Annotated in this window: 16 protein-coding genes; 9 read left to right on the plus strand and 7 right to left on the minus strand. The window is 42.1% G+C overall.

From position 1 onward, the window contains the following. Nucleotides 1-16 precede the first annotated feature (16 nt). The 5 genes from ACAY00_RS02795 to ACAY00_RS02815 form a co-directional block, all read right to left on the minus strand. Nucleotides 17-706: a PspA/IM30 family protein gene (locus ACAY00_RS02795; RefSeq protein WP_371376934.1), complete on the minus strand. Its 690-nt coding sequence runs from the start codon at nucleotides 704-706 to the stop codon at nucleotides 17-19. Between the two features lie 19 nt (nucleotides 707-725). Further along, nucleotides 726-1,139 carry a YjfI family protein gene (locus ACAY00_RS02800; RefSeq protein ID WP_371376938.1) on the minus strand — a complete coding sequence of 138 codons (414 nt, stop codon included), beginning with the start codon at nucleotides 1,137-1,139 and terminating at the stop codon, nucleotides 726-728. A 111-nt stretch (nucleotides 1,140-1,250) separates the two neighbouring features. Continuing rightward, nucleotides 1,251-2,909 carry a polyamine aminopropyltransferase gene (locus ACAY00_RS02805; protein WP_371379514.1) on the minus strand — a complete coding sequence of 553 codons (1,659 nt, stop codon included), beginning with the start codon at nucleotides 2,907-2,909 and terminating at the stop codon, nucleotides 1,251-1,253. An 82-nt stretch (nucleotides 2,910-2,991) separates the two neighbouring features. Continuing rightward, on the minus strand, nucleotides 2,992-3,894 hold the full coding sequence (locus tag ACAY00_RS02810; protein WP_371376941.1) for a DUF350 domain-containing protein: 903 nt from the start codon (nucleotides 3,892-3,894) through the stop codon (nucleotides 2,992-2,994). Between the two features lie 11 nt (nucleotides 3,895-3,905). Continuing rightward, complete coding sequence (locus ACAY00_RS02815) at nucleotides 3,906-4,874, minus strand: hypothetical protein (RefSeq protein ID WP_371376944.1); 969 nt, start codon at nucleotides 4,872-4,874, stop codon at nucleotides 3,906-3,908. 96 nt (nucleotides 4,875-4,970) lie between these two features. On the opposite strand from ACAY00_RS02815, the gene glnE reads away from it, so the two are divergent. Then, the gene (gene glnE, locus ACAY00_RS02820; RefSeq protein ID WP_371376947.1) at nucleotides 4,971-7,841 is read left to right on the plus strand and encodes a bifunctional [glutamate--ammonia ligase]-adenylyl-L-tyrosine phosphorylase/[glutamate--ammonia-ligase] adenylyltransferase; all 2,871 of its coding nucleotides are present in this window, start codon (nucleotides 4,971-4,973) and stop codon (nucleotides 7,839-7,841) included. Nucleotides 7,842-7,925: 84 nt separating this feature from the next. Here glnE and lpxL read toward each other — a convergent pair whose 3' ends face one another. After that, on the minus strand, nucleotides 7,926-8,864 hold the full coding sequence (lpxL, locus tag ACAY00_RS02825; protein ID WP_371376950.1) for an LpxL/LpxP family Kdo(2)-lipid IV(A) lauroyl/palmitoleoyl acyltransferase: 939 nt from the start codon (nucleotides 8,862-8,864) through the stop codon (nucleotides 7,926-7,928). 113 nt (nucleotides 8,865-8,977) lie between these two features. Between lpxL and hldE the strand changes: the two genes are divergently transcribed. Then, the gene (hldE, locus tag ACAY00_RS02830; RefSeq protein ID WP_371376953.1) at nucleotides 8,978-10,405 is read left to right on the plus strand and encodes a bifunctional D-glycero-beta-D-manno-heptose-7-phosphate kinase/D-glycero-beta-D-manno-heptose 1-phosphate adenylyltransferase HldE; all 1,428 of its coding nucleotides are present in this window, start codon (nucleotides 8,978-8,980) and stop codon (nucleotides 10,403-10,405) included. A gap of 84 nt (nucleotides 10,406-10,489) precedes the next feature. Here hldE and tolC read toward each other — a convergent pair whose 3' ends face one another. Beyond that, entirely contained in the window at nucleotides 10,490-11,818 is a 1,329-nt protein-coding gene (gene tolC, locus ACAY00_RS02835) for an outer membrane channel protein TolC (RefSeq protein ID WP_371376956.1), read from the minus strand. A 184-nt stretch (nucleotides 11,819-12,002) separates the two neighbouring features. On the opposite strand from tolC, the gene ACAY00_RS02840 reads away from it, so the two are divergent. The 7 genes from ACAY00_RS02840 (at nucleotide 12,003) to arsJ (ending at nucleotide 19,008) form a co-directional block, all read left to right on the plus strand. Continuing rightward, nucleotides 12,003-12,608, plus strand: coding sequence for an NUDIX domain-containing protein (locus ACAY00_RS02840; RefSeq protein ID WP_371376959.1), 606 nt, complete (start codon nucleotides 12,003-12,005; stop codon nucleotides 12,606-12,608). A gap of 47 nt (nucleotides 12,609-12,655) precedes the next feature. Next, the gene (locus tag ACAY00_RS02845; RefSeq protein WP_371376962.1) at nucleotides 12,656-13,105 is read left to right on the plus strand and encodes a DUF1249 domain-containing protein; all 450 of its coding nucleotides are present in this window, start codon (nucleotides 12,656-12,658) and stop codon (nucleotides 13,103-13,105) included. A 14-nt stretch (nucleotides 13,106-13,119) separates the two neighbouring features. After that, complete coding sequence (locus ACAY00_RS02850) at nucleotides 13,120-13,887, plus strand: metallophosphoesterase (RefSeq protein WP_371376965.1); 768 nt, start codon at nucleotides 13,120-13,122, stop codon at nucleotides 13,885-13,887. After that, nucleotides 13,880-14,473, plus strand: a complete 594-nt coding sequence (locus tag ACAY00_RS02855) for a YqiA/YcfP family alpha/beta fold hydrolase (protein WP_371376968.1) — start codon at nucleotides 13,880-13,882, stop codon at nucleotides 14,471-14,473. Before ACAY00_RS02850 ends, ACAY00_RS02855 begins: the two co-directional genes overlap by 8 nt. Nucleotides 14,474-14,547: 74 nt before the next feature. Next, nucleotides 14,548-16,434: a DNA topoisomerase IV subunit B gene (gene parE, locus ACAY00_RS02860; RefSeq protein WP_371376971.1), complete on the plus strand. Its 1,887-nt coding sequence runs from the start codon at nucleotides 14,548-14,550 to the stop codon at nucleotides 16,432-16,434. A gap of 308 nt (nucleotides 16,435-16,742) precedes the next feature. Next, nucleotides 16,743-17,750, plus strand: a complete 1,008-nt coding sequence (locus ACAY00_RS02865; protein WP_371376975.1) for an ArsJ-associated glyceraldehyde-3-phosphate dehydrogenase — start codon at nucleotides 16,743-16,745, stop codon at nucleotides 17,748-17,750. Between the two features lie 10 nt (nucleotides 17,751-17,760). After that, nucleotides 17,761-19,008: an organoarsenical effux MFS transporter ArsJ gene (gene arsJ / locus ACAY00_RS02870; protein ID WP_371376978.1), complete on the plus strand. Its 1,248-nt coding sequence runs from the start codon at nucleotides 17,761-17,763 to the stop codon at nucleotides 19,006-19,008. The last annotated feature ends 17 nt before the right edge of the window (nucleotides 19,009-19,025 follow it).

The raw sequence follows: 19,025 nt of genomic DNA on the forward strand, positions 1-19,025 counted from the left end.
TTAAGGCTATTACGGGCTATTTTTGCTTAGCTTTGATACGCTCTAGTACTGAATTAGCACTTTGATCTTGTTGACCAATACCTGCAGCTTTTAATTGTGCTTGCAGTGAATTGTCAGTGTCTTCTGACTCTAGTACTTCCGCGGCTTTGAGTTGATCATCAAACTTTTGTTGTTTGGCTTTAATGCGCTCTAAAGAGTCTTTGGCATTTAATAACTTTGAGTTGCTTGAAGCAAAGTTATCGGTAATTGCCGACGTCGCTTTTTGCACACTTGCCGTCGTTTTCACCATAGACAACTGACGCTTATATTCACCAACTTGACGTTCGCTCTTTTTCACCAATTCTTTTAATCGTTCAGCATTGGTGGCAAAGCTTTCTAATGTTTGTTGCTGAGTCCCTAACTCTGACTCTAGAGCCGCAATTTTTTCAGCAACTTGCAACGCCAAAGCTTCGTTGCCCTGCTCAAGAGCTTGTCCTGCGTAGCCTTCGTGTTCTGAAATTTCACGTTTAAGACGATCAACCTCACGACTGGCCGCCATTTGTTGAGCCATCACTGACGTTAAGTCGCGTTTTGCCTTTGTTAAGTGGTTCTCTGCATCACGAATTTCTTGTTCGAAGATACGAGTTGCATTGGCATCAACAATTCCTTCACCAATTTCAGTTGCACCACCACGAATAGCGGTCATAATTTTTTTAAAAATACTCATAATAACTCCATACCTTTTACTAAAGTAAAAACTCGCTCATATCGTCGATAACTTCGACCGCGTTGTTGTTTAAAACGGCCAGTTCATGCTCGATGTCACTGAACGATGAATTAATTGATAATGCCCCAAAAATGACGTACTTATCACCGATTTTTGAAAAAGACGATAACGGCATCGGGATATTCATTTCAAGCATGGCTTCAAGCATGGCGGCACGCTTTTCTTGCTGTACTTCTTCTTCGCCCCATAAGTAGGTAATGCAAAGAATCTGATCATCTGTTACCGACAAAAAAACCGGCAACTCTTCTCGACCTTCAACGGTTATTTGTAAAACATCCACTTCACCTGAAATGGGTTGGCAATCAAAAACCAAACCGGTATCAGAGTTGTCGGCTAATCCGTTAAGGTGATCAGCAATTTTATGAATATTCATGGTTATCCTCTTATTGTTAATAAAATAAAATCGTTTATCCTAAAGGTGATTTTATTTAGACATAATATGTCATAAATCTTAATTTAGCATACCGACATAATATGTCAAACACTAATTTTGCAAATTTGCGTTTTCCAAACCCTGTTGATTTTGCCAAGCTCGTTGATGATATTGGTACAAGGTGTGGGAGCCTAAATAATTTATTTTCACCGAGTCTTTATCTTGGTAAAAATTACTTGGAAAATCAAAGGCATTTTTAATTAAAGTCAGGTTAAGCCAAGGGTGTTCAACAGCTAAACTTGGTTGCTGTTGTAAGCGTTGTAATGGTGACGCACCTAATTTACTGGCGATACTCCAGCCCCACTCACCAAAGCTTGGTACATTGTCATGCATTTGCTCTACGGTGTTAAACCCTGCTGCTTTTAACGTTTTACCAACCGATATAAACGCTTCTTTGGCATGGTAAGGACTGGTTGATTGCACATTGATTAAGCCATCCCCTGCAAGTAATAAACGCAACCTTGCATAAAAGTTTACGGAATAAAGCTTATTTAAATCTGGATGACTAGGATCGGGTAGATCAACAATAATGGCGTCATAGCTTTGGCCTTGTTTTAATAGGGTGTCAACGGTTAAAAAAGCGTCTTCGTTATATATCGTAACGCGTTCATCGAGCAGGCTACCTTTTGTCAGTTGCTTTATTTGCCTCGCCAGCGTCTTGGGTAAATGTTGTTCAGGGTATTTAAAAATCTCGACCAATTGTTCATCAAGATCGATTAACGTGACGCTTTTGGGATCCCACATCAACACATCTCTTAGCGCTAAGCCATCGCCACCACCAATGATTAAAACGTTATCGGTGCGGGCTGAACCGGCTAAGGTAGGGGCAACTAAATAACCATGGTAAATAAATTCATCAGCGGACGAAAATTGTAATCTTGAGTTGAGATAAAAGTTAATGATTTTATCTGTGTGTCCACCCATTTGGCGTTCGGTAAAGGTCAGCTGTTGATAACGGGTTTGTTCTGTATGCACCACTTTATCAAGAAACAGCAAGTTGCTCATTTGGTTCAACCATTGATTACCGACTAAATAAACCCCAACAATGATCAGCGCTAATAGGAGATGACAACTGACTAAGGTTTTTCGCCAGCGTAATTTGTGCCAAAATCGAACCATAAACACAATGCCTGCTAACAGGTTTAAACTGGCGGTAAAGGCGGCCGCTTCACTGATATCAATAGCCAGTAAAAACACAACCCAAATCGCGGCGCCAACCCCCGCGCCAATATAATCGGCGCCATACATGGTGCCAAAGTTATTGGCTAGATGCTGGCGATGACAAAGCTCTCGAATACGAGCAATAAGCGGAATTTCCATTCCAATAAAAAAACCGAGCATAAAACCGATAACATAAGGGCTGTTAAACGCTAAAAACGTTAAGGTCTTAAATAACCCACCTTTGGGTATGGCATCTGGAGGAAGGGATAAAAGCTCACCAAGCTCTGCTGGTAATATTTGGGTAAAAGCGATGAAGGTTGCAATAAATAAAATACAGCTGCTACCAATTAAGCCTATTAATAACTCAAGGCAGGCAAAACCTTGGAAGCTATTTTTAATGGCGCGAGCCGCAAAAGAGCCTAACCCCATGGCGACAATCATCAGCCCTATCATTGAATAAATGGTGCTTTCCATAACACCAAGGATTCGACCAGCGTAATGCGATAGCAAGTATTCGTAGATTAAACCACAGCCGGCTAAAACGGCCATGGTTAAGATCAATAACGTATCATCCCAGAATAACCGAGATTTAAAAAAAGTTAATTTCACAATGCGTTTGTTCGGGCTTCGACTAAGCCATTAGACCGGTTAAAATCAAAGCAATACTAATGCTTATCGCCATTTCAATAGCCGCAACACCGACATTATGTTGTTGATCAACTTCTTCGGTCATATTGATGCCCCATAAAATGATCCGCTTGGCAAAGCTGGTCAATATACCCACCAATATGGTCATTACCACACCAAAGATTAACCAGCCTAGAAGGTTCTCAACAATGGTTTCAGGGGTATAAATTAAAAAGTAACTGGCGGCCGTAACCGCCAAAGACGTTGAAATGATTTGGCCAGCATAGCGCAGTGCCAGTGCAACTTGACCTTGTTCAAAAGCTTCTTGTAACGAGTCATGTTGATTTTTTCTGGCGTATTGATACTCCCGGATGCGAGTAACAAGGACCAAAATTAATTGCGAAACAAAAAAGCCACTTAAAATGGCAATAAAGGTATAACCGTCAAGGCCATTCACCCAGATAAGCACAGCGCGAATAATAATGGCGGTGGCGATTACCCCAGCGGCATCAACAATGCCAACAGTGATGTTGCGATTGCGTATTTGCGCCATTTTATCCAGTTTGTTTAAGGCCAATTTATCATGTAATAAACGACCGAATTTAATTAACACCAAGCCGAATAAGCCATAGCTAAACATGCCTAACGCTTCGAGGTAGTAACTGTTAGCGCTTTCACCATAAATGGCACCGCTCATGACAATGCCTAAAGCAGCCACACTACCTGCGACACTAATGCCAAAGGCAAAATTGTCTTCACTGGCTAGCTCTTTGGTGGTATTTACCTTAGCGGATAGGCCGGTAACAAAACGCATTGCACTTAATAAGGCGATTGCAATAACGATATCAATCGCCAAGATAATCAGCACTTCTTGATTGATGGCAGTAATATTAAGTAATTGATTCATAACCTTTCCTATTATTTCCCTCGACGAAAGCTTCGTGAGGTTGTTTTTTGGCTATCACGAAAGCTGGCTTTGCTGGCGTACTTAGATTTGCTGGCAAAACTTGATGTTTTTTTATTATTAGCGCGAAATTTATTGCTGCTTGTTTGTGCGCTGGCGCTTTGTCTTGACAAGCCTGAAGAGCCAGTGCGGTTTTTACTGTAAGCACTGGTAAACTTTTGGCCTCGACTTTCAAAGGATTTTCGCGTGCGTGTTTCAATTTGTGTTTGCTTTCGCAGCTGACTTGGCGACGAATAGCGACTGCGGCCGTAATCGTGATAATAACTGTAGCCTCGGTTTGAACCCCAACGGTCATAATAAACGCGATTGCCACCAAGTAAGTCTCTTAAGAGAGCGTATTGTCCATACCAAACCCAAAAAGAGCTCCCCGAACTGTCATTTTGCCATTGACCGTAATTGGGGTTTCCTATGAGTTGGTCACCCGTGCCAAAGTCTTGCGCATTATTTGCCATCAAGGTCTGCTCTTTAGATAAAGAGTTTACTCTGGGTAACGCGCCATCTGACATGTCGGCCAAAACATTGAGCGGATCGCTAAGCGCATCCGAGTATAAAACGGGATCTGCCGCTTGATAAATATTAATCAGTTCGTCATAAAGAGCTTGATGATTGGCAAACATCTGCGGTTGATTGACGGCGGTATTGTATCGGTCTAATAAGCTTTGATACATCGGGCCTTGTCGGCTTGCGTCTTTGCGAAACTCAGCCACTAAAGTGGCCAATTCGGGTTTTACAGCTAAGACTCTATCAGCATAGTCGTTGATCAGTTTGGCATTACGGATCTTTCCCGAGTCCAAAGCTTGTCCAAGCTGTTCGATACGCTGCTCAGTCACTGGCGTTTGTTTGGCGATTTGCTCTACGACGGGGTCTGTACAAGCGACTAAACAAAGGCAAAGCATTAAAATCAATGGTTTTATAGCTTGCATTTCTGCTCTCTTCCCTCAAAAATGCTAAAGTAATTGTACTATTAATAACACCATAGACATAATATGTCTATGTTCTGACCTAACTAAGTGATCAGGGTGAATTCTCAAATGCAATCTTATCAACCCTTGCCCCTACCGAGCAATCTGGATGCTTTAAAACAAAAAAATTGGCAACACTTCTATGAAAAGCATCCTGAAATCTGTCAACAGTTATCGCCAGTTGAATTATCTTTATGCCAAGATGCTTTATGTTTAAGTGACTTTGTCTATGAACAATTAATGCTAAATCCGCAATGGTTTTTAGATTTTCTAGCGCTAAATTTAAACCTTGATATCGACTTTACTCAAGCTATCTCTGCCAAATTAGAAAGTTGTGACTCCGAGGCCAGTTTGCATCGCTTTTTGCGGTTATTTCGGCGCAAATATTTAACTATGATTGCGATCGCGGATTTATGTCAGCTCGCAAGTTTAAGGTGGTGCTTAACTCAATTATCCGAACTGGCTGATTGTTTAATAGTTGCGGCGAAAGATTGGTTAACCAAAGAGTGCGTCAATCTTTGGGGGCAACCTCAAAATAAAGCAGGTGAAAAGCAAGAGCTCTTGGTTTATGCGATGGGGAAGTTAGGTGGTAAGGAGCTGAATTTTTCATCTGATATTGATTTGATTTTTTCTTACCCCGAAAGTGGCCAAACCGTTGGCGCCCGTCGGGTACTCGATAACCAACAGTTTTTTACCCGTCTTGGCCAAAAACTATTAACCGCATTAAACCAAGTCACGGTTGATGGTTTTGTTTATCGCGTGGATATGCGACTGCGCCCATTTGGTGAAAGCGGGCCGTTGGTGATGAATTTCAATGCAATGGAAAACTATTATCAGGATCAGGGCCGAGACTGGGAGCGCTATGCAATGCTCAAGGCAAGGCTGATTGGTGATAGCCGTTTTCATGGGGTGTTAAGCAACATGTTACGACCTTTTGTCTATCGTCGTTATATTGACTTTAGCGTGATAGAAAGTTTTCGTCGAATGAAAATGATGATCGCCCAAGAGGCGCGCCGTAAGAAACGACATAATAATATTAAACTTGGTGCCGGTGGTATTCGTGAAATTGAATTTATTGCTCAAGTGTTTCAACTGATCCGTGGTGGTCGACAAGTACAATTACAAGAACGAAATTTATTAACCGCACTTGCCCTTTTAGCGCAACATGATTGTATTAGTAATGAATCAAAACAAGTATTAGAAAGCGCCTATTGTTTTTTACGAGAAAGCGAGAATGCGATTCAAGCGTTTGCCGATGAGCAAACCCAAGAGCTGCCCAGTGATGATAAAAACCAAGCCCGATTAGCGCTTCGAATGGGGTGTCGTGATTGGGCCGAATACGAAGAAAAATGCCAATGGCATATGCAAAAGGTTAATGCCGAGTTTGCAGCCTTAATTGGTGAAGAAAGTGAACAATCCCATGATGCCAGTGAACATTGGGTAACCTACTGGTTGGCTAATTGGGATGATGAAGATTGTTTATCATGGATAAGAAAACAACAACCAGAGTGGCCTGCGGTTGAGCTTCATCGTCAGTTAACGTTGTTTAAATCGGAATTAAAAAAACGCAGTATCGGCCCACGAGGACGTCATACCATAGATAAGCTCATTCCGGTGCTGATTGAATTACTGGCGGAACAACACGATCCATTATTAACGCTAGAAAGAACCTTATTGGTATTGGCAAAAATCACCACGCGAACAGCCTATTTGGAGCTGTTATATGAAAACGCGATGGCGTTTAAACAACTGCTTAAATTGTGCAGCGCCAGTGAATGGATAGCCCAACATTTGGCCCAATACCCGTTATTACTTGATGAGCTTATTGACCCCAAATTACTCTATGCAATTCCCGCGGTCACCGATTATCGAACGTTATTATCTGAAGCGTTAATTCGAATTCCAGAAGACGACTTAGAAGCCCAAATGGAAGGCTTGAGGCAATTTAAACAAACCCAGCAGCTGAAAATTGCGGCCGCAGATATCAGTGGTATTTTGCCGATCATGAAAGTCAGTGATCATTTAACCGCCGTCGCCGAAGCACTTATTGATGAAGTGGTGAATATGGCATGGCATCAAATGGTTCATCGCTTTGGGCAACCCAATCAAACCTTAGGAACCGATAACAAACAATTTGGCGTTATTGGTTATGGCAAACTTGGCGGTATTGAGCTTGGTTACAGCTCAGACTTGGACTTAGTCTTTGTTCATAACGCTAGGCTCGATGATGTCACCAATGGCGAAAAAAGCGTTTCATCCGTGCAGTTTTATTTAAAATTAAGTCAACGCATCGTGCATTTATTTCATACCAGAACCAGTAATGGCTACCTATACGAAGCGGATATGCGGTTGCGACCTTCGGGTAACTCTGGCGCCATGGTCGTGCATATTGACAGCTTTGAAAATTATCAATCAAATGAGGCATGGACCTGGGAACATCAAGCTTTGGTTCGTGCTCGCATGGTTGTTGCTGATGAGGAATTAGCCCAACGCTTTGAACATATTCGTCTACAGATATTGCAAACCCCAAGAGAACTCGGTGAGTTAGCTAAAGCTGTTGCGGATATGCGCGACAAAATGCGTCAACATCTCGATCAAAGTAAAGATGACTTGTTCGATTTAAAACAAGGGCAAGGGGGATTAGCCGATATTGAGTTTTTGGCCCAGTTTTTGGTGCTAGCAAATGCTCATAAAAGTACAGATTTATGCCAATACTCTGACAATATTCGAATCTTTGAGCAACTTAACAAACATCAATTGTTAACTACTGATGACGCTGAGTTATTAACCAAAGTGTATTGTCAGCTTCGTGATTGGGGCCATGCCAGATCGTTGCAAAATCAAAACATGCTATTGTCAACCGCCCTGTTGCAAGATGAACGAGCGCGAATCAAAACAATATGGCAACGCTTCCTTACCCCTGCCTAGGTGAAGAAGCAAAAGGAGAGAGTACGCTTTTACATAATAAAAGCGTACTCGATTAATGCGTTTTGATACATTCGTTCTATTGGATTAGCTGTAAAATTTAGGGTCGTCAGGATTTGGACGGGTTTTAAATCGACGATGCAACCACATAAATTGCTCAGGGTGCTGACGGATCCGCTGTTCCAATTCTTGGTTTACTCGGATAATGTCTTGTTCATCATCACCCGATGGGAAGTTCTCAAACACCTCTGAAAACTCAATCATGTAACCACTATCATCGGCTAGGCGACGGGGCACGATCATCAGGGTTTTTACATTTTTTCGTTTGGCAAATATCATAGTGCCAATGGTGCTGGCGACTTCTGGTTGATTAAAGAACGGAACGAAAATAGAGCGTTTACGGCCATAATCTTGATCGGGTAAATAGACACAAGACTCACCTTGCCTTAAGGCTGAAATCATTCCTTTTACGTCGGATTTGTCTAACATGAATTTATTCGAGCGGGCACGGCCTTTATGTTGAAAATATTCCATCAGCTCATTGTGGTTTGGGCGATAAAACACCACGGTTTGATGAAAGTGGCCAATGGCGCGGGCACATACTTCTAAACACATATTGTGATAAGCTAAAATCAATAACCCAGAGCCATCGGCTTTGGCTTTTTCGACATGTTCTAAGCCTTGCACATGAATTTTTCTTTTCATTCGCCAGTCAGGCCACCACCAACCCATGCCTGTTTCAAAAAGAGCGATACCCGTATTTTCAAAGTTTTTCTTTAACATATCGAACCTTTCTTGTTCGCTTAACTCTGGAAAACAGGTATCGATATTTTTTTTCGCGACTTTTAAACGGGTGCCGCCAATTTTCATTAATAATCGACCAACTACCCGACCTAATGCCAGTTGAAACTTATAAGGAAGCCAAGAGATAAGCCATAATAGACAGACGGCGATCCAGGTTGGCCAGTACTTAGGTAATAGAAAATTAGCCTTAAATTTGGTTTGCAGAACTTTGTTTTTACTCAAGGTTACATCAACTCTTTGAAAAGATTATACTATAGCGCACTGCCCAAGCTATGCTTAGGCCTAGTTACAGTTATTTACAAGTAAAAAAGATTATATCCTTTATAGGAACAGGTATGAAAGTAGATATTCCGAATTTTAATGATGCACGCGTTTTAGTGGTTGGCGACGTGATGCTAGACCGCTATTGGTATGGCCCAACCGGCCGAATTTCACCGGAAGCCCCCGTTCCTGTGGTAAAAATCAACAACAATGAAGACCGACCTGGTGGTGCGGCTAACGTGGCGCTAAATATTGCCAGCCTCGGTGGAACCGTTTCTCTGGTTGGCTTAACCGGTGATGATGAAGCAGCGGATGCCTTAGATACAGCGCTTTCGGCGATGGATGTTATTTGTCAGTTTTCCCGAAGTATCGACATTCCAACCATAACCAAATTAAGGGTGTTAAGTCGAAATCAACAATTATTGCGCTTGGATTTTGAAGAGTCGTTAGCCGATATCGATAAAACCGAACTGTTGGCTAAAGTAGAACAAAACCTACAGCAACATCATTTATTGTTGTTATCAGACTATAACAAAGGGACTTTGTCGCATGTACCAGAGCTTATTGCGATGGCACAAGCGCATAATATTCCGGTGTTAGTCGATCCTAAAGGGCATGACTTTAGCAAATATAAAGGTGCGACTTTAATTACCCCAAATTTATCTGAGTTTGAGGCCGTGGTAGGTCCTTGCCAAACTGAAGACGAATTGGTTAATAAAGGCAAAGCGTTATTGGCTGAATTAGAGCTAGAGGCTTTGTTAGTAACCCGTTCTGAAAACGGTATGACTTTAATTCGGGCCAATGAAGACGAATTGCATTTACCTACTCAAGCTCGAGAAGTTTATGATGTTACTGGGGCTGGCGATACCGTTATTGCAACCTTAGCGCTTGCTGTTGCCGCCGGAGCGACGTTTGCTGAGTCCAGTGCCTTAGCCAATATTGCCGCTGGTATTGTGGTTGGTAAACTTGGCACTTCGACCGTGAGCGAAGTAGAGATCGCGCAAGAGATCAACAAAGGACAAGAAAGCGGCTCCGGTGTGGTTAGTGAGTCACAATTAAAGATTATTATTGACCAAGCCAAAAAACGTGGTGAGCGTGTGGTGATGACCAATGGCTGTTTTGATATTTTACATGCAGGTCATGTATCGTATTTATCCCATGCCCATAAACTTGGCGATCGCCTAATTGTTGCGGTTAATGACGATGCCTCTGTTAAGCGTTTAAAAGGCAGTGGTCGCCCAGTAAATCCAGTCGATAGACGGATGGCTGTTTTGGCTGGTTTAGGCGCAGTGGATTGGGTCGTCCCATTTAGTGAAGACACACCACAGCGCTTAATTGCCAATTTATTACCGGATATTTTAGTGAAAGGCGGTGATTATAACGTGGAAGATATTGCTGGAGGTAAAGAGGTCATTGCCGCTGGTGGGGAAGTACAAGTGCTTAATTTTGAAGAAGGCATTTCAACAACCGAAATCATCAATACCATTCGCTTAGAAGACTAACGCGTTTTAATTTAGCTTTAGTGTAAAGCCTGTAAAAAAATGCCAGACTGAGTCTGGCATTTTTTATTTACCCTCCTAGAAGGGTTATTTTGCTAAACCGTTATTAATCGCTTCAACGTCTGACTCATCAATGGTGCCAGCCGCTAATTTTAAGCTCAGCATGTTGATGATGTATTGGTAACGTGTGGTCGATAGGTTACGTTTGGCGTTATATAGGTTACGTGTGCTATTAAGTACGTCAACAATGGTACGTGTCCCCACTTCAAAACCCGCTTCAGTAGCTTTTAGGGCACTTTCCGCTGAAAGTACAGATTGCTCAAGTGCCTTTATGCCCGAAATGGTCGCGACCACGGTATTGTAAGAGTTACGCGAATCACGTACTACGCTTCGAAACGTTTGTTGCATTTGTTGATTCGTTGCGGCGTAGTTATGTTGTGCTTGTCTGACGATAGAGCTAGTGTTACCACCTGAGTAAATAGGCACATTCAGTTGTAAGCCAATGCTATTACTATCAACTTGGTAACCATTAACCGATGGGGTGCCATTGCTGTAGTCGATATCAGAATCAGACGCATTTAAGCTACCAAACAAGCTAACCTTTGGCAGGTGACCTGAGCTTGCGATATCAATATTGTCTTTGGCAATATCGACATTTATTTTTTGTCCAATCAATTGCAGGTTGTTCGCTTCCGCGGTTTTTTGCCATTCATCAGGGCTGTTTGGCGTCGGTAACGACGGTGAAAAACGTTCAGTATTTAAGGTGTTTAAATCTGCAGGGTAAACACCTGTAATTTCACGTAAAGCTTCTTCTGCGGTGTACACACGGTTTTGAGCTGCAATTTGCTCTGCCACCGAGTTATCGTATTGGGCTTGCGCTTCATGAACATCGGTAATTGCGGTTAAGCCCACTGAGAAACGTTGTTTGGTTTGCTCTAATTGGCGCTCAATGGCTTTGGTTTCGGCTTCTGCAAATTCAAGCGTATCAAGAGCGGCAAGCACATCAAAATAGGCCGAACTTACGCGTGTGATCAATTGCTGCTTAAGGTATTGGTAGTTTACATCGCTCAAGTGTGCTGATTTTTTACTGGTATTTAAACTTAACCAACTGTTGTGATGGTATAACTGCATGTTTAAATCGATACCATAGTTAAGCGTATCTGTGTCGGTGGTTAAGCGTCCTTCGTCACGCTCATTCATACTGTAAGATGCCGAAGCATTGAGTTGTGGTAATAATACCGAACGTGCCTGTTCAACACCTTCCTCGGATGCACGTACTAGCGCTTCAGCTTGTAAAATGACAGGATCGTTCATTAAAGCAAGTTCATATGTTTGCTTTAGATCTTGTGCCACAACGCTCTGACTTGCCGCAGCAAACGTTAACCCCAAGATAAGTGAAATTCTTTTAATTCCCATAAGTGATTTTTTCCAGTCTAAACAGATAACATTTGTTAATTTATTCAATATTGTTAAAGTGTAACGGTATTTAAGGCATTGAGAAATCAATATTTACGTTAATTGATCGATAAAAGTGTAACATAATTTTTTATAAAGCCTTGTATTTGCTAAAAAGACTAACAACGAGAGAGCGTCAGCCAAAATGAAACAGTTTAAAACTAACGATTACGATATTGTCGCTAAAAAGACCATTTTTGAACGTTTTTTTAAGGTAGATTTATATCAAGTTAGACACAAGTTGTTTGCTGGTGGCTGGAGCCAGGCATTTTATCGTGAGGTCTTAGAACGTGGTGAAGCGGTAATGTTAATCCCCTACGATCCGGTGACGGACCAGCTATTATTAATCGAGCAATTTCGCATTGGGGCGGCAAATTCAGCGACATCACCTTGGCTGCTTGAGTTTATTGCCGGAATGATAGGTGAGGGCGAAACAGCCTCGCAAGTGGCGGTTAAAGAAGCCCAGGAAGAGGCGAATTTGGTCATTAATGAGGGCGATCTTCAATCGATCATGAGCTTTTATACCAGTCCAGGTGGGACCAGTGAAAAAATCCATCTGTTTTATGTCGATGTTGACTCCAGTCATTTTAAGCATGGCCAAATTGCCGGTCTTGATTGTGAAAATGAAGATATTCGCACCCATGTTGTGAGTTTAGAGCAAGCCTTAGGGTATTTAGCCGAGGGAAAAATAAATAATGCATCAACCATTATTGGGTTACAATGGTTAGCACTTAACAAAGGTCAGTTGTAGGCTGATTAAATACCGAAGCCGTCTAGTAGAGGTTATTGATTTAACGGATGTCAAAGTATCACCCAAGCTTAAAAGGTCTGATTAACTTATTTGAAGTTAATTACATGCTACTAACGCGATTGTTGGGAGGGATGGATGCCGTTGGCGATACAAAACAGTTTTATTTAACCCAAGGCTTAGCTTTTCAATTACAAGTAGAGCAAAAGTCTAAATACACCCATGTGGTAAGGTTTGAGCAAATTCAACATCAAGACTCAAGATGGTCAGAAAAACTGCCTTATATCAGTATGGCGATTCGTTTATATCATGACGCAAGACTTGCTGAAGTTATAGAATATCAAAATAATAAAAATGTAAAACCCAGATACGATTATCCTAATAAAGGCATGCATCTGCCGGATGAAAAAAAGCAAATACATCAATTTTTAACCCAGTGGCTGCAGGTGTGTTTGCAACAAGGTAAATCTTTGGGCGAACTCAATCAACAAGGTGACTAAATCTGGTGGCTGTAATGCAAAAAATTGCCCAAATAAGTGACTGCCACCTTTACGGTAATAAAGGGGCTATTCACCATGGCCAAAATGTTTATCAAAACTTGGTTAATGTTTTTATCTACCTAAGTAAGGTAGAAGATTTAAGTGCGATAATTTTTACCGGTGATTTAAGCCAAGACCATTCCGTCGCATCGTATCGATTATTTCAACAAGCGTTTGCCAACGTGTGTCAGCAATATGCCTTGGCTTGCCCGTTGTATTGGCTTAGTGGTAATCATGATGATGCCAACCTCATGCAAACAGAGCTAACACACCCTAATATATACCCAGATAAATCTTTAACTTTAGGCTCTTGGGATATACAGTTGCTCGATTCCACGACTTCAACCCCCGCCGGTGAGGTTGATATTGCAAAGCTAAGTATATTGCCAATCAACTTAAGTCAGCATCAACTGTGGTTTATGCATCATCACCCGATAAATATGGGCTATTTTATCGACAGACATGGCCTGTTGAATCAGCAGCAATTTTGGCAACATACCCGTAGTGTTGCCAATTTAAAAGCCATTGGTTGCGGACATGTGCATCGCGGTCAAAGCATGACAAGCGAAATAAACCCCAGGGTGAGTGTCTTTACGTGTCCGGCAACATCGATTCAATTTGATCCAAAAATTGATGGTGTTGCGGCCCTAGAACAAGGCCCTGGCTTGAGGCTTATGACGTTAACCACCGACGGTCAAATTAACAGCGAACTGGTTTATTTACCTTGGCAACATTATGAATAAAAAATACAAACTATTGGTGATCCATGGGTTTAATAGCTCGCCTTTATCATTTAAGGCTTTGGCAATTAAAAAATATGTGCAAATACACTTTCCTGATATTGAAGTGATCAGCCCTCAATTAAAAACAAACCCAAAAGAAGCAATTGCACAGCTGTGCCAAATAATAGACAATGATTTAGACTGCCAATGGTTTTTAACCGGCTCATCACTTGGTGGGTTTTATGCCACTTACCTGGTGGCAAAGTATCATTGTAAAGCGGTGTTGATTAACCCCGCGGTTAAACCTTACGAGTTATTGCAAGATGTTCTTGGTCAACAGACTAACCCATATACAGGGGAAACCTTTGAGGTAACATCTGAGCATATGCAGTATTTACAGCAGATAGAAAGGCCAGTTTTTGAACCAAAAAACTTTTTTGTCATGGTACAAACTGGTGATGAAGTGTTAGATTATCGACAAGCAGTTGAAAAATATCAGCAATGTGAATTTATTGTGCAACAGGGTGGAGACCATAGTTTTATTGGTTTTGACGCCATGTTAAGTACCATAATGACATTCTTTCTAGCACACGAGTGTTCTCTATAATGGCTCTTGTGTCGACAATAATAACAATATGTTTAACTTGGCATTAGCCTCTTAAATTAAAAGCCTGAAAACTCATGACAGAACAATACAACTCCGAATCCATTGAAGTATTAAGTGGTTTAGATCCGGTAAAGCGTCGACCGGGTATGTATACCGACACCAATCGACCGAACCATCTCGGTCAGGAAGTTATTGATAACTCCGTAGATGAGGCGCTTGCTGGTCATGCCCAGAATATTCAAGTTATTCTGCATGAGGACCACTCACTAGAAGTGATCGATGATGGCCGTGGTATGCCTACCGATATTCACCCTGAAGAAGGTGTGCCAGGGGTGGAGCTTATTTTTACGCGACTGCATGCGGGCGGTAAGTTTTCCAATAAAAACTACCAGTTCTCAGGTGGTCTACACGGCGTTGGTATTTCGGTTGTAAACGCCTTATCTACGCGCGTTGAAGTGACCGTAAAGCGCAATCAAAAAGTCTATGAGATGGCGTTTGAACATGGTGATAAAGTCACCGACTTAACCGAAACCGGTACAGTGGGTAAACGTAATACCGGGTCACGTGTTCGATTTTGGCCCGATGCCAGTTATTTTGACAGTGCCAAATTTTCAGTCTCTAAAATGACTCATATCCTTAAGGCGAAAGCGGTATTATGTCCAGGCCTTAGCATTAAGTTTCATAATAAAACCACCAATACCAAATTACATTGGTGTTACGAGAATGGTTTAAGAGATTACTTAAAAGAGGCGGTTAATAAATTTGAAAACTTACCCGAAGAGCCGTTTGTTGGTGAGTTTATGGCGACGAATGAAGGCGTTAGTTGGGCGTTAACTTGGTTGCCTGAAGGTGGCGAAAATATTGGCGAAAGTTATGTTAACCTGATCCCAACTATTCAAGGTGGTACGCATGTTAATGGCTTGCGCCAAGGCTTATTAGATTCGATGCGAGAATTCTGTGAGTTTCGTAATATGTTGCCTCGTGGGGTTAAGCTTACTCCAGATGATATCTGGGATAAGTGTTCATATATTCTATCGGTTAAAATTCAAGACCCTCAGTTTGCTGGCCAAACTAAAGAGCGGTTGTCATCAAGACAATGCGCTGCCTTTGTCTCGGGGGTGGTTAAAGATGCTTTCAGTTTATGGCTTAATGAGCACACCGATATTGCCGAAGCGTTAGCAGAATTTTGTATTTCTAATGCTCAGCGTCGGATGCGAGCGAGTAAAAAAGTTGTTCGTAAAAAGGTTACCCAAGGTCCCGCACTGCCGGGTAAATTGACCGATTGTGGTTCGCAAGAGCCGGAACGAACAGAGCTATTTTTGGTCGAGGGTGACTCGGCCGGTGGTAGTGCTAAACAAGCCCGCGATCGTGACTTTCAGGCCATTATGCCCCTGAGAGGTAAAATTTTAAACTCATGGGAAGTCGATTCAGGTCAAATTTTGGCCTCGCAAGAAATTCACGATATATCGGTTGCCTTGGGTATCGATCCTGACAGTGATGATTTATCGTCTTTACGTTACGGCAAAATATGTATCCTTGCCGATGCTGACTCCGACGGATTGCACATTGCCACTTTATTATGTGCCTTGTTCACCCAACACTTTTTACCTCTGGTACAAGCTGGGCATGTGTATGTCGCAATGCCACCGTTATACCGTATTGATGTTGGTAAAGAAGTGTTTTATGCCCTTGATGAACAAGAAAAAGACGGCATTTTAGATCGAATTGAAGCCGAGAAAAAGCGCAGTAAAGTTAATGTACAACGCTTTAAAGGTTTGGGTGAAATGAACCCATTGCAACTTCGTGAAACCACCATGGATCCTAATACTCGACGTTTGGTGCAGTTAACCGTTGACGATTTTGACGTGACCATGGAAATGATGGATATGCTGCTGTCGAAAAAACGCTCGGGCGATCGCAAAGATTGGTTACAACAAAAAGGTAATTTAGCCGACATTTAGCCAATACCTAATTGTAAACAGCGACTGTTAGTCATCATCAAGCCTGTGGTCAGAGCATATCAGTTCAACCACAGGTTTTTTATTGTAATATTTTTAAGATCACGGCTTTGCCATCATCATGTTGCTTTAAGACTAATGGGTATAACGGACCATTATGTCGGTTAAATCAACGCCTTTCCTATATATTGAATTTCATATATAGTTCGAAAATTGTTTAATCGGCTCGACATATTCGTTATTTCAGTCGATTCTTAGGTCATTTTATGATGACTAAAAAAGTAAACTAGAGAAAAGATACAGAGGTATTTATGAAAGTTCGTGTTGGTATTAATGGGTTTGGTCGTATGGGACGACTGGTTTTTCGCGCTGCTTGGCGCTGGCCTGAAATCGAATTTGTTCATATTAACGACCCTGCTGGCGATGCCAAAACCCTTGCCCATTTAATTAATTATGACTCTGTTCATGGTATTTGGTCAGAAACGGCAGAAGCAGAAGCCAACGCGATGGTGATCAATGGTCATAAAATAAGCACCAGCGAAAATGCCGATATCGACAGCACCGATTGGTCAGGATGTGACATTGTCATTGACGCCTCAGGCGTATTTAAAGACAAAGCATTGCTACAAGCCTACCTTGAGCAAGGTGTTAAAAAGGTGGTGGTTACAGCGCCGGTAAAACAAGACGGTGTATTAGATGTTGTTATGGGTGTTAATGACCATCTTTACGATGCCACCGTGTATGACATTGTAACCGCCGCATCTTGCACCACCAACTGCTTAGCCCCTGCGGTAAAAGTACTGCAAGAAAAAATTGGTATTAAACATGGCAGCATGACCACCATTCACGACATTACCAATACCCAAACCATTATTGATGCCCCGCACAAGGATTTACGCAGAGCGCGCGCTTGTGGCATGAGTTTGATCCCAACAACAACGGGCTCAGCAACCGCCATTACCCATATATTTCCTGAATTAAAAGGGCGTTTAAACGGTCACGCCGTTCGTGTTCCCTTAGCCAATGCGTCGTTAACCGATTGTGTGTTTGAAATGAATCGCGCCACCAATATTGACGAAATCAATGCCTTGATGAAAGAGGCTGCCGCCGGTGAGCTTAAAGGTATTTTAGGTTATGAAACCAAACCATTAGTGTCGATTGATTACAAAACCGATCCACGCTCATGTGTTGTCGATGCGCTCTCTACTATGGTGGTGAACGATACCCAAGTAAAAATGTATTTGTGGTATGACAATGAATGGGGCTATGCCAACCGCACGGCGGAATTAATGCGTAAAGTCGCGCATTCGATCGCCTAAAAGGTGGTTTATGTTGTCGGCTCTGGATGCAAAAATAAAACAATACTTGGTGGTGACAGGTAATTATTGGGCCTTTACCTTAACCGATGGTGCGCTAAGAATGCTGGTGGTGTTGTATTTTCATCAGCTCGGCTATTCGGCCCTAAATATTGCGCTACTTTTTTTGTTTTATGAATTTTTTGGTGTCGTTACCAATTTAATTGGCGGTTGGCTTGGGGCGCGAGTAGGGCTTAATCGTACCATGCAAGTGGGGTTAGTCTTACAAGTGGGCGCACTGTTAATGTTAACCGTACCAGAGTCGATGCTCAGTATTGTCTGGGTGATGTCGGCGCAGGCTCTTTCGGGGATTGCCAAAGACTTAAATAAAATGTCTGCGAAAAGCTCGATTAAACATCTTGTGCCCAATGATAGCCAAGGTCGTTTGTATCAATGGGTGGCGATTTTAACCGGATCAAAAAACACCTTAAAAGGGGCGGGATTCTTTTTAGGGGCTATTTTATTGCAATGGTATGGTTTTAGCTTATCCATGTGGATTATGGCATCGGCTTTAGCGGTCACGGCTTTGCTCAGTGCTTTTGTATTGCAAGCTGATATGGGCAAAGCATCAACCAAACCCAAATTTAAAGATATATTCTCAAAAAGTGAGGCAATTAATAGATTATCACTGGCTCGGATGTTTTTGTTTGGGGCACGTGATATCTGGTTTGTGGTGGCCTTGCCGGTTTATTTGTCAACCGCTTTAGGTTGGCAACCATCGTTTGTCGGTGCTTTTATGGCGACGTGGATCATCGCTTATGGTTTCGTGCAAACGTTGGCACCCAAGCTCACTCAACGGCAAAAAACACGACCGTCAACACTTTCACCCGCCGTGCGGTGGGGGGCTTTATTAACCCTAAATACCGCCATTGTTGCAGCCTTGTTTCATTTTTTTGAGTACAACTTAGCCAGCGTTGAAATTATTCTGGTGTTAGGTTTGATAAGTTTCGGTTTTTGTTTTGCGGTTAATTCGTCGTTACATAGTTACCTCATTGTTGCTCTGGCAAAATCCGACGGGGTGTCCTTAGATGTAGGGTTTTATTATATGGCGAATGCCATGGGGCGATTAGTCGGGACCATGTTGTCGGGTTACTTGTATCAAGTCTATGGGCTTTGGGTGTGCTTGATGGGCTCTACCTTGATGTTACTTATAGCCACCATTACCGTGCATTTTGTACCACAACCCAATATCGCACCACAGCATAAACCGATTAAACATTAGGTTTATAAAATATCGAC

Origin of the sequence: Thalassotalea sp. 273M-4 (assembly GCF_041410465.1) — a bacterium.
Lineage (GTDB): Bacteria > Pseudomonadota > Gammaproteobacteria > Enterobacterales > Alteromonadaceae > Thalassotalea_A > Thalassotalea_A aquiviva.

Excerpts from the sequence above, each read along its gene's own strand:
- ACAY00_RS02795 (WP_371376934.1), bottom strand. The coding sequence starts at position 706 with ATGAGTATTTTTAAAAAAATTATGACCGCTATTCGTGGTGGTGCAACT.
- ACAY00_RS02800 (WP_371376938.1), bottom strand. The coding sequence starts at position 1,139 with ATGAATATTCATAAAATTGCTGATCACCTTAACGGATTAGCCGACAAC.
- ACAY00_RS02805 (WP_371379514.1), bottom strand. The coding sequence starts at position 2,909 with ATGGCCGTTTTAGCCGGCTGTGGTTTAATCTACGAATACTTGCTATCG.
- ACAY00_RS02810 (WP_371376941.1), bottom strand. The coding sequence starts at position 3,894 with ATGAATCAATTACTTAATATTACTGCCATCAATCAAGAAGTGCTGATT.
- ACAY00_RS02815 (WP_371376944.1), bottom strand. The coding sequence starts at position 4,874 with ATGCAAGCTATAAAACCATTGATTTTAATGCTTTGCCTTTGTTTAGTC.
- hldE (WP_371376953.1), top strand. The coding sequence starts at position 8,978 with ATGAAAGTAGATATTCCGAATTTTAATGATGCACGCGTTTTAGTGGTT.
- tolC (WP_371376956.1), bottom strand. The coding sequence starts at position 11,818 with ATGGGAATTAAAAGAATTTCACTTATCTTGGGGTTAACGTTTGCTGCG.
- ACAY00_RS02840 (WP_371376959.1), top strand. The coding sequence starts at position 12,003 with ATGAAACAGTTTAAAACTAACGATTACGATATTGTCGCTAAAAAGACC.
- ACAY00_RS02845 (WP_371376962.1), top strand. The coding sequence starts at position 12,656 with ATGTCAAAGTATCACCCAAGCTTAAAAGGTCTGATTAACTTATTTGAA.
- ACAY00_RS02850 (WP_371376965.1), top strand. The coding sequence starts at position 13,120 with ATGCAAAAAATTGCCCAAATAAGTGACTGCCACCTTTACGGTAATAAA.
- ACAY00_RS02855 (WP_371376968.1), top strand. The coding sequence starts at position 13,880 with ATGAATAAAAAATACAAACTATTGGTGATCCATGGGTTTAATAGCTCG.
- parE (WP_371376971.1), top strand. The coding sequence starts at position 14,548 with ATGACAGAACAATACAACTCCGAATCCATTGAAGTATTAAGTGGTTTA.
- ACAY00_RS02865 (WP_371376975.1), top strand. The coding sequence starts at position 16,743 with ATGAAAGTTCGTGTTGGTATTAATGGGTTTGGTCGTATGGGACGACTG.
- arsJ (WP_371376978.1), top strand. The coding sequence starts at position 17,761 with ATGTTGTCGGCTCTGGATGCAAAAATAAAACAATACTTGGTGGTGACA.